The sequence below is a fragment of the Protofrankia sp. CiP1_Cm_nod2 genome, from assembly GCF_920664355.1.
In the GTDB taxonomy this organism is placed as follows: domain Bacteria; phylum Actinomycetota; class Actinomycetes; order Frankiales; family Frankiaceae; genus Protofrankia.
Map to the genome: position 1 here is coordinate 1 of NZ_CAKKTL010000160.1, position 9,892 is coordinate 9,892.

Annotated in this window: 9 protein-coding genes; 8 read left to right on the plus strand and 1 reads right to left on the minus strand. The window is 70.5% G+C overall.

Translation table 11 applies throughout. From position 1 onward, the window contains the following. Together NBW84_RS16805 and NBW84_RS16810 are read left to right on the plus strand one after the other, a co-directional pair. A partial coding sequence (locus tag NBW84_RS16805) for a methyltransferase domain-containing protein (protein ID WP_250285688.1) occupies window positions 1–616 on the plus strand: 616 nt, incomplete at its 5' end. A gap of 131 nt (window positions 617–747) precedes the next feature. Continuing rightward, window positions 748–927 (plus strand): hypothetical protein, encoded by a 180-nt coding sequence (locus tag NBW84_RS16810; RefSeq protein ID WP_250285689.1) that lies wholly within the window; start codon window positions 748–750, stop codon window positions 925–927. Between the two features lie 132 nt (window positions 928–1,059). Here NBW84_RS16810 and NBW84_RS16815 read toward each other — a convergent pair whose 3' ends face one another. Then, window positions 1,060–2,376, minus strand: a complete 1,317-nt coding sequence (locus NBW84_RS16815) for a mechanosensitive ion channel family protein (RefSeq protein ID WP_445548741.1) — start codon at window positions 2,374–2,376, stop codon at window positions 1,060–1,062. An 853-nt stretch (window positions 2,377–3,229) separates the two neighbouring features. Here NBW84_RS16815 and NBW84_RS16820 point away from each other — a divergent pair. From NBW84_RS16820 to NBW84_RS16850, 6 genes are all read left to right on the plus strand, one after another. Continuing rightward, on the plus strand, window positions 3,230–3,955 hold the full coding sequence (locus NBW84_RS16820) for a class I SAM-dependent methyltransferase (protein WP_250285690.1): 726 nt from the start codon (window positions 3,230–3,232) through the stop codon (window positions 3,953–3,955). Further along, window positions 3,952–5,040, plus strand: a complete 1,089-nt coding sequence (locus tag NBW84_RS16825) for an iron-containing redox enzyme family protein (protein WP_250285691.1) — start codon at window positions 3,952–3,954, stop codon at window positions 5,038–5,040. Before NBW84_RS16820 ends, NBW84_RS16825 begins: the two co-directional genes overlap by 4 nt. A gap of 270 nt (window positions 5,041–5,310) precedes the next feature. Beyond that, a complete protein-coding gene (locus NBW84_RS16830) occupies window positions 5,311–5,511 on the plus strand; it encodes a hypothetical protein (RefSeq protein WP_250285692.1) in 201 nt (66 codons plus the stop codon). Window positions 5,512–6,255: 744 nt separating this feature from the next. After that, entirely contained in the window at window positions 6,256–7,098 is an 843-nt protein-coding gene (locus NBW84_RS16840; protein ID WP_445548742.1) for an alkaline phosphatase family protein, read from the plus strand. 5 nt (window positions 7,099–7,103) lie between these two features. Beyond that, window positions 7,104–8,441 (plus strand): MFS transporter, encoded by a 1,338-nt coding sequence (locus NBW84_RS16845; RefSeq protein ID WP_250285694.1) that lies wholly within the window; start codon window positions 7,104–7,106, stop codon window positions 8,439–8,441. Then, a complete protein-coding gene (locus NBW84_RS16850; protein ID WP_250285695.1) occupies window positions 8,438–9,505 on the plus strand; it encodes a TolB family protein in 1,068 nt (355 codons plus the stop codon). Before NBW84_RS16845 ends, NBW84_RS16850 begins: the two co-directional genes overlap by 4 nt. The last annotated feature ends 387 nt before the right edge of the window (window positions 9,506–9,892 follow it).

Sequence of the window (9,892 nt, forward strand, 5' to 3'; positions counted from 1 at the left end):
CGCCGGGCACCAGTCGTTTCCGCTGGCCCGGCTGGGCTATGAGGTTGTCCTGCTCGACGCGTCCGAGGCGATGCTTGCCGCCGCGCAGCGGCGGCTGGCCGCCGAGCCAGCCGACGTCCGCGATCGTGTCCGGCTGATGCGGGGAAGCGGCGAGGAGGCGCCCTCGCTGACCCGGGGCCGACGGTTTGCCGCCGTGCTGTGCCACGGCGTGTTGATGTACCTGCCCGACCCGACCCCGATGATCGAGGCCCTGTGCGCGTGCACCGCTGTGGACGGCATCGTCTCGGTGATGGCACTCAACGCGGCGACCCTCGCCGTCCGCCCCGCGCTGGAGCGTCGGTGGGACGACGCGCAGGCCGCCTTCCACGCCCGCGGGGAAGGCGGCGTGCTGGGCCTGGACACGCGGGCCGACACCGTCGAGGAACTCTCCGGCCTGTTCGCTGATCACGGAGTCCGCCCGCTGGCCTGGTATGGCGTGTGGCTGTTCACCGACTGGACGACCCTCGACGAGGACGAGGACGAGCTGACCAGGATCGCCGAGGTGGAACTCGAAGCCAGCCGGCGTGATCCCTACCGGCAGCTCAGCCGGGTGTTCCACCTGGTGGGACGCAGATGACCCGACGCGGTTGCCCACTCCCCTGGCCGCCGTTGGCAGTGATGGCGTCGAGGTCGGCCGCGTGCCTGACAGCGGAGGGCCGGCTCCGGGCGGTCGTGGGTGTCGTCTCGGCGGGCGCGCGGGACCGCGTCGTGGATCGTGATGTCGAGGCCGTCGCGGTCGGTGGCCGACCGGGGCCGGGCTTCGGCCACCTCGATGGTCCAGCCGTCCTGAGCGATCATCCAGAGGATATGGACTACCGGGTCATCGTCCGCCATGGTGATCCCGCCGCCCGCGCCCGTCACGAGGAACTCGGCTTCTTCGAAGGCTGAGGCTCGGTCACCAGGCAACTCGCCGGGGTCGCCGAAAGCCGGAGGCGCGATGAAGATCACCCTTACCGGGTTCTGACCCTCGACGGGGTCAGCCAGGGCCCGGCTCGCCGACCGAAGAGAGGGCTTTTCCCGCTAGGACGGCGGCCGGCGTGAGCCGTTCTCACCGGTCTCGCTGAACGCCCGGGAGCGCTCGGCCGCATCCGGACTGCCCCCGAACAGGCGGGCGTCGGGGTGAGCTTCCTCGGGATGCGCGGGGAGGTCCATCCCCGTACTGGTGGTGGCCGGATCGGCGGCCGCGACCCTGGCAGTGGTCGGGTCGGATTCGCGCCGCTGCGCCGGCCCGTACACCCCCTTCCCGTGGCCGTCATGCTCGCCGTCCCACGCCGGGCCGCTCCGCTCGTGTTCGAGCCGTGTCCTTGGCAGCGCCGCCGGGTGCCGCTGTCGCAGCCATCGCACGAGCAACTCCCGGACGTGGCAGCGCAGGTCGAAGACGGTCGGTCCGTCGCTACCGCTGACCAGCACCCGGACCCGCACGCATCCGCCGACCGCGTCGGTCACCTGGAGCACCGAGACCCGGCCGTCCCACAGGGCGGTGGCGTCCAGGATCCGGTGCATCTCCGCCCGCATCTCCTCCACCGGCACCGACCAGTCCAGGTCCAGCTCGACCACGCCGAGCACGGCCGCCTCCCGACGCGTCCAGTTCTGGAACGGCACGGTGGTGAAGTATGTCGATGGCAGGATCATGCGTCGGTCGTCCCAGATGTGGACTACCACGTAGGTCAGTGTGATCTCCTCGATGCGTCCCCATTCCTTCTCCACGACGACCACGTCGTCCACCCGTATGGCGTCGGTGAAGGCGAGCTGCAGCCCGGCGAACACGTTTGCCAGCGAGGTCTGTGCGGCCAGCCCGGCGAAGATGCCGACGATTCCGGCGGACGCGACGATGCTGGCACCGGCAATGCGCACGCTGGGGAACGTCATCAGCATCGAGGCCACGGCGATGACGGTGATGACGACCACCGTGATGCGACGCAGCAGGATCACCTGTGTACGCACCCGGCGGGCGTGCCGGTTGTCGGCGACGTCCATCCGGTAGCGAGCCAGGGCAAGATCCTCGAGGAGGAAGGTGAGCACCGCCACCAGCCAGGAGACGCCGCCGATGAAGGCCAGGCCGAGCAGCCGGACGATGGCCCCGGTCCAGTTCTGTTCGGGCATGGCGTTCAGCGCGACAAGCAGAGCGAGGATGACGAGGGTGAGGTGGGCCGGGCGTCGGCCGCGCTGGGCCAGGTCGGCGGCGGCTGCCGAACGGCGCCCGGCCCGACGGGCTGTCCGGTCGACGACCAGCGCAACCGTGTAGCCGAGCACGGCGGCCATGGCCAGCACGATCAGCACGGCGGGTGTCGAATCAGCCTCGGGCAGGGACATCTCGGCTGCGTGGCGAATGACCACACCGGACTCCTCGGATCAGTCTGGTAGCGGTAGCCCGGGCGGCGCCTTGCCCCGAGCGACGCGCCTGTGTCCAGGGATGCCTTCCCGCAGTGGGGCGTTATAACGTGAGAGGTCCGTCACATTCGGAAGTATCATGAATTCCTTCTCGAGCGAAGTTGATCTGGCTCCGCGCTCTCGATCCCGAGCGCGGCAGGAGGGTCCGTCGGGCGCTGTCGCATTCGCCGATTATCGGTGATCTTGATGGCCGGTAACCGGCGGCTTCGGACGCCTCAGAACGACTTTGAAGGACGCCTCCACCGGAAGATTTACGGCCGAGATTCGACGGTGGCTTTCGGGCCGAGTTTCTCCAGCTATGCGACGAGCCGTTTCCGCTGCACGCCGGCGCCGGGACACCGGAGCGCGACGTCGGCGGGAGACATGGAGGAATGAAGGAATGAAGGAATGAAGGAATGAAGGAGAGTCCACGATGGCACGGGTTGAGCGGAGAGCGGTCGGTGCCGGTCCGGTAGCACAGTTCCGGTGCCGCAGGCCACGGTGTTCGCCCCATCGGCCCTGCTCACGGTGACGATCGAGGAGCGGCGGAGGAGGCGAGCGACCTTCATCTCCCTGCTGGGACAGGGACATCGATCGCCCGCATGCCAGCCGCTCTGGCCGTTGACGTACGCCTCGGCACTCCGGCCGGCGGGGAGTTGGGCGCCGTGCACGCGCGTCCCGGCGTTGCGCCCGGTTAAGGCGGAGCCGGACGGGTACTTGGCCATGAGCGCACAGCGGCGGCGGTGCCTGTGGCCCTGTGGCCCTGTGGCCCGTTCCGCCCGGGCCGGCCCGCCTCCGGTCGACCTACGGCAGGAGCGACATGGCTTTCTACGACCCGGTGGAGTCGAGTTTCTATTCGTGGTGCGTCGAGCGCCTGTTGTCCTGCGCACAGCTGAGTCCCTACACCGCCGCCGGTGTGGCGGAGCTGGGGGCGGGTACCGGGATCCCGCTGCTGGAGGCCGTCGGCCGATCGGAGACGTTGGCACAGGTCCGTGGATTTGAGCGCGACCCCGACGCGTTCCGGTCAGCCCGCCGGCTGACGGAGCTGAAGGGGCCGGTGAACTACACCGTCCAGTTCGGAGACTTCTTCCGCTACGCCAGCGGGGCAACGGAGCGCTGCGTGGTCGCCAACCCCCCGTACCTGCCGGGGCAGCCGCGGCGGCCGGGTGCTCCCGACCTGTACGGCGGGGCGCGAGGAGCCGAAGTGACCTGCCGGATTCTGGGCTGCTCCTTCGACCTGGTGATGGTGATGGTCGCCTCGATCTCCGATCCGCTCGGCGTCCTGGCGGAGGCGACCCGCTGTGGGTACCGGGTGGTGGACTGGGTGACGCGCCCGATCAGGTTCGGCTCCTACTGCCGCGACCCCGAGGTGTGGCGGCGCATCCAGTCCCTTGCCGCCGCCGGGCAGGCATTCTTCCACCAGGAGGGCTACCTGCTCGCCGGTGTCACCTGGATCCGTGACCACAGCCGTGCGTACCCGCCCGGGAGGGACTCGGTGGTTCTGGCCCAGGTGCTGAGCGCGGGCGCCGCGGCGGTGCCGGCATGACCGCCTCCCGCCCCCGGCCCGTGACCACGGCCTTCCGCGGGCCGAACGATGCCGGCTACGGCGACGTTCTCAGCCCGGCCGAGCTCGGGCCGAGCCCCCTGCCGCGCCCGCGGGGCACCCTCAGCGCCGTTCTGACCACCGCTCTGGCCGGGCCGGTCCATGCCGTGGACAGGGTGCCCGCGGCCGACGATGACGCCCTGTTCGGTGAGGACGCCGCCCTCACCCTGTACTGCCTGTACGAGCTGCACTACCGCGGGTTTGCCGATGTGGCGGACGGCTGGGAGTGGGAGCCGTCGCTGCTGGGGCTTCGCCGGCTCCTGGAACGCGATCTCCTGGCCCGGCTGCGGGATGACGTGGACCTCGCCGCCCCCGGCACCGAGCCGGGCGACCTCCTCGCGGACGGGATCGCGGGCGCGCTGCGCCGCGTCATCGACGCTCCCGGCGGCCCGTCGCTGTCGGGGTATCTCGCCGAACGCGGTTCGCTGGGCCAGTTCCGTGAGTTCGCCGTCCACCGCTCCCTGCTCCAGCTCAAGGAAGCAGATCCGCACTCGTGGGCGATTCCCCGGCTGGCCGGCGCGGCGAAGGCCGCGCTGGTCGAGATCCAGACCGACGAGTACGGTCACGGCGCCCAACGGGACATGCACCAGACCCTCTTCGGCCTCACCCTGCGCGCCCTGGGGCTGGACCCGGCGTACGGGGCCTACCTTGACCGTGTCCCGGCCACCACGCTCGCCACCGTCAACGTGCCGTCCTTCTTCGGCCTGCACCGCGAGCACCGGGCCGCGCTCGTCGGTCATCTCGCCGTGTTCGAGATGACCTCGGTCGGGCCGATGAGTGCCTACAGCGCCGCCCTGCGCCGCCACGGCCTGCCCCCGGCCGCCCGTCTGTTCTTCGACACGCACGTCGTGGCGGACGCCCACCACCAGACGGTCGCCGCCGACGCCCTCGCCACCGGCCTCGTGCGGGCCGAGCCCGGCCTCGCTGCCGGCCTGCTCTTCGGCGCGCGGGCGGCGATGGCCGTCGAGGCCCGCGCCGCCGAGGCAATCATGACTGCCTGGGAGAGAGGGGAATCGTCCCTGATCTGATCCGCGGCGATGAACAGCGGTTGCTCGGCAGGTTCGTCTGGGGTCGTCTTCTTGGTCGTCTTCTTCTTGGTCGTCTTCTTCTTGTGCCGTCCCGCGGCCGGATGTGTTCCGGATGTGTTTTGGTCCCGGCGGCCAAGGGAGAGCGGTGGGGACGGGTGGTGCCCGCGCGGGCGCGCCCGACGGCCGCCGCCAGCCCGTCGGCGCCGGGGCTGGCCGCACCCGGCTGGTCATCCTGAGTCCGCGGCGGGTGCCGACTGAGTCCGCGGCCGGGTGCCGAACTTCGTCCAGCCCAGGGAGCTCGACCTGACATCCTTTGATGGCCGCCTCGTCGACGACCGCGGCGTGGTGACTCTGAGCCTGGCGGGACACACGGCCACCGACTCCGAAACCGCCGAGTTCGCCTCGGCCTTCACCACGGCGGTGGCGGCCCACCGTCATTTCGACCGCCACGCCGAGCTCGTCCCAGCCTGAGACCCGTTCCGTCGCTGCCGGAGCATGCCGCCGCTGCCGAGGCTCATGGTGCCGAGCCCGTGCTGTCGGTGCCCGCGATACCCGGGCCTCGGCCGCGCCCTCACGGCCCGGCTCATCCATGTCACCCGGGCGAGCCCACAACGGCCTGAACGACCTACCGGTCCCCGGACCACGACGTGAGGAGGGCCTTCAGAGCCGGACCGGTTGGTGACCACGCCCGGGCCGGGCACGAGGGCGTCCAGCACGTACCCGAAGACGGCCCGGTCGGGGATGCGACGGCGGTGGCAGCCCGGCCGGTGGGCGGGGCCGGACTCGAGCGGCGGTCCGCTGGTGTGCCGGGTCAGCAGGGCCTCGAACCAGCTCCAGATCGGGCCGGGCAAGGATGATGGGACGGCAGGCATGAGATCCTCCAGCGCTCACGGAATGTGACGATCCGACGGTCACCGGGTTCCGTGCCTGCTCACATGCCGATCTCCTGGACCCGCGCCTATTGCCGGTCACTCCTACTCGTCCAGGCGTTTCCCGTGGTAGCCGGCGGGTCATCCCTCGAGAACGAGTCCGGCGGGTGGGGAATTTGACGTCTCCTGTTTGCTGAGCCGTCGCTGCCGGTGCACTGACGATGATGCGGAACGTCACTAATCTGGCTTCGCTCCCCAGCCAGGCACTGCTTTCCCCCTGACCCATTCTGGAGGTCCGCCCGTGTCCCCTGCCGTTGCTGTCCGGCGTCCACGCTGGCTACTGAGCATGCTCGGTGCCGCCGTCGTGCTGGCCGTCGCGTCGATTGGTGTGTGGAGCGCGGAGCCCGCGCACGCCGCGGCGCTCCCCACACCCGACCACGTCGTCGTCGTGGTGCTTGAGAACCACGCCTACTCCCAGGTGATCGGCAGCTCCAGCGCTCCCTACATCAACTCACTGAAGACCGGCGGCGCGAACCTCACCGCGTCGTACGCCATCACCCACCCCAGCCAGCCCAACTACATGGCGCTCTTCTCCGGGGGAACCCAGGGCATCACCAGCGACAGCTGCTACACGCCCGGGTTCAGCAGCGCCGCCAACCTCGGCTCCGAGCTGATCGCGGCCGGTCTCGCCTGGGGCAGCTACAACGAGGGCCTGCCCTCCCAGGGCTCGACGATCTGCACCAACAGCAGCACGAAGTACGCGCGGAAGCACAACCCCTGGTTCGGGTTCAGCAACGTGCCGACGAACACCGCCCACACGTTCGCCCAGTTCCCGACCAGCTACTCGACCCTGCCGAAGATATCGTTCGTCGTCCCGAACCTGTGCAACGACATGCACGACTGCTCCGTGAGCACCGGTGACACCTGGCTGCAGAACAAGCTCGGCGCCTATGCCACCTGGGCCACGACCCACAACAGCCTGCTCATCGTGACCTTCGACGAGGACAACAGCCTCAACGGCAACCACATCCCCACGGTGCTCTACGGGCAGCACGTCACCGCGGGCAGCTCCTCGTCGACGACCTACAACCACTACAACCTGCTGCGCACCCTGGAGGACCTGGCCGGTCTGACGACACACGCGGGTAACGCCGCCAGTGCGTCGGACATCACCGGCATCTGGAGCTAGCGTCCGTGTACCTCGCGGACGCGTACACCGTCCCCACGTCTGCTGGCCCGGGTACCGACCCGGGCCAGCAGGCCGCGGCGCCCACCCCTCGCGTCACACCGCGGGCCGTCGCGCGGGCGCTGCCGCGCACGGTCCTCGTGCTGGGAACGGTGAGCCTGCTCACCGACGTCTCGGCCGAGATGGTCACCGCTGTCCTACCGCTCTACCTGGTGGCGGAGCTGGGCCTCTCACCGCTGGGTTTCGGCCTGCTGGACGGCATCTACAACGGCTTCAGCACGCTGGTCCGCCTTGTCGGCGGCCATCTCGCCGACCGCGGCGGACGGCACAAGGCTGTCGCCGCGGTCGGCTACGGGCTGTCCGCGCTGTGCAAGCCCGCGCTGCTCCTCGCGCACGGGGTGGCGTCGATCGGTGTGGTGCTCGCGGCCGACCGGACCGGCAAGGGGCTGCGGACCGCTCCGCGCGACGCGATGATCTCCCTGGCGTCGTCGGCCGAAGCCCAGGGCCGCTCGTTCGGCATACACCGGGCGATGGACACCGCGGGCGCGCTGCTGGGCCCGATCATCGCCTTTTTCGTGATGCGGGCCGCGGTTGACGGATTCGACGCCCTGTTCATGGTGAGCTTCTGTATCGCCATGACGGGCCTGGCGGTCCTGCTGTTGTTCGCCCCGGGCCGCGGCCACGCGACGGCCCAGGACGCGACGGCCCAGGACGCGCGGGAGGAGGCGGCCGTCTCCGCGCGCGCGGCGTTCGGCCTGCTGCGTCGCCCCGATCTGCGCTGGTTGGCGCTGTGCGCGTTGCTGCTCGGCCTGGCCACCGTCAGCGACTCCTTCCTCTATCTGATGCTGCAGCGCGACCTGGCCATGCCGCGGGAGTGGTTCCCGCTGTTGCCGGTCGCCACGGCCGGGACGTTCCTGCTGCTGGCGGTGCCGTTCGGACAGGCCGCCGACCGGTTCGGTCGCTGGCGGGTCTTTCTCGCCGGGCACGTCGGCCTGCTGGTGGCGTACGGGCTGCTGCTCGTGCCGGTGGGCGACGCGGCGCTGCTGGCCGTCGTCCTCGTCCTGCACGGCGCCTTCTACGCCGCGACGGACGGGGTGCTGATGGCCGCCGCCGCGGTCTCGGTGCCCGCGCGGCTGCGCTCCAGCGGCCTGGCCCTGGTGCAGACCGCGCAGGGAAGCGCCCGGTTCGCCTGCTCGCTGCTCTTCGGGGCCGCCTGGTCGGCCTGGGGGGACCGCGCGGCGTTGGCTTCCGCGACGGTCGCGCTGGCGGCCTGCGTCACGTTGGGCGCGGTTGCGCGGCCCCTGCGGGCACTGGGGACGGCGGCATCGCGGGGAGCCGCGACATGACGGACCGCGCCCGGCTGGTCGTACTGTTCCTGACCGTCGTCCTGCTCGGCGGTGTCTCCGTCGGCTGGGTGCGGTACGCCTCCGAGCGCGGTGCGCTCAGGGACCGCCAACAGCAGGACGGCCCGTCGGTGGCCGCCGGCCGGGTCACGCTGGCCGGGACCGGCGCCGGCCCTGGCGCCGGCACCGGCACCGGCACCGGCTCGACCGGGCAACAACGGCTGGTCTTCCGCAACATGCTCTGGGGCCCGCAACGGGACGAGCTGGTGTCGGTGGCCGCGTCGGCGCCGGCCGGCCCGCGCACCGCGTCGGATGTCCACTGCCTGCGCTTCTACGCCGCCGCCGGTACCGGCATCTGCCTGCAGCGGCTGCCGGGCACGCTCGAGGAGAGATACCGGGCGGTGGTGCTGGACGCGGAGCTGCGTGAACAGCGGCATTTCCCGCTGGGCGGCATCCCCACCCGGGCGCGGGTCTCGCCCAGCGGCCGGATGGTGGCGTGGACGGTGTTCGTCAGCGGTGACTCCTACGCGGGTACCCAGTTCTCCACCCGCACCTCGATCCTCGACACCCGCACCTGGACGCTTCAGCAGTCGCTGGAGGACTACCAGGTGATCATGGATGATAAGGCGTACCGCGGCGCTGACGTCAACTTCTGGGGCGTCACGTTCGCCGACGACGACCACTTCTACGCCACCCTGGCCACCCGCGGGAAGACCTACCTGGTGCGCGGGGACGTCCGGGCCAGGACCGTGACCACCCTGCGCGAGAACGTCGAGTGCCCGTCGCTGTCGCCCGACGGCACCCGGCTGGCGTTCAAGAAACGGGTGCCGGAAGCCTCCGCGGACGCGCCGTGGCGGGAGTACGTCCTCGACCTGCGCGACATGCGGGAGACACCGCTCGGCGAACACCGAAGTGTTGACGACCAGGCCGTCTGGCTCGACAACAGCACCCTCGTCTACGCTCTCGCCGGTGACTACGGCTCGGATCTGTGGACCATCCCGGCCGACGGCACAGGTAGCCCCACCCGGCTGACGACCGCGGCGCTCGCACCCGCCGTGATCGGCTGACCGCCCGCGCGCCACGGGCGTCCTCCTGCGACCCGGGTCAGACGGGCTTGGCGGTGGTGTAGCGGGCGGCGACGTCCAGAATCGACGCCGGACGGCCGCGGCGGATGCCCGACGAACAGCGCCTGGCACCGAGAGTGACCGTCAATGCTGGTCAGTTCAGGAGGCCCGGCATTGTACGAACCGGCCTCTCATGCGCGCTGACCTGCGGCGATGGAGTCCCTTACATCATCCCAACCCCATAGGTAAAACCTATTTGACCAGGCCAGAGGCTAAATACGCAGCGCGGTGGACCATGTGTACCAGCATACGAACCGATTGATCTTGGTTCCGGGCCCTGAAATCGCCGTCCGGCCGGTCGCCACCCGGGCGCTGACCAGGGACGATTCC

What these genes read in the sequence shown, in the direction of transcription:
- NBW84_RS16820 (WP_250285690.1), top strand. Translation starts at nt 3,230, where the DNA reads ATGGCTTTCTACGACCCGGTGGAGTCGAGTTTCTATTCGTGGTGCGTC.
- NBW84_RS16825 (WP_250285691.1), top strand. Translation starts at nt 3,952, where the DNA reads ATGACCGCCTCCCGCCCCCGGCCCGTGACCACGGCCTTCCGCGGGCCG.
- NBW84_RS16840 (WP_445548742.1), top strand. Translation starts at nt 6,256, where the DNA reads ATGCTCGGTGCCGCCGTCGTGCTGGCCGTCGCGTCGATTGGTGTGTGG.
- NBW84_RS16850 (WP_250285695.1), top strand. Translation starts at nt 8,438, where the DNA reads ATGACGGACCGCGCCCGGCTGGTCGTACTGTTCCTGACCGTCGTCCTG.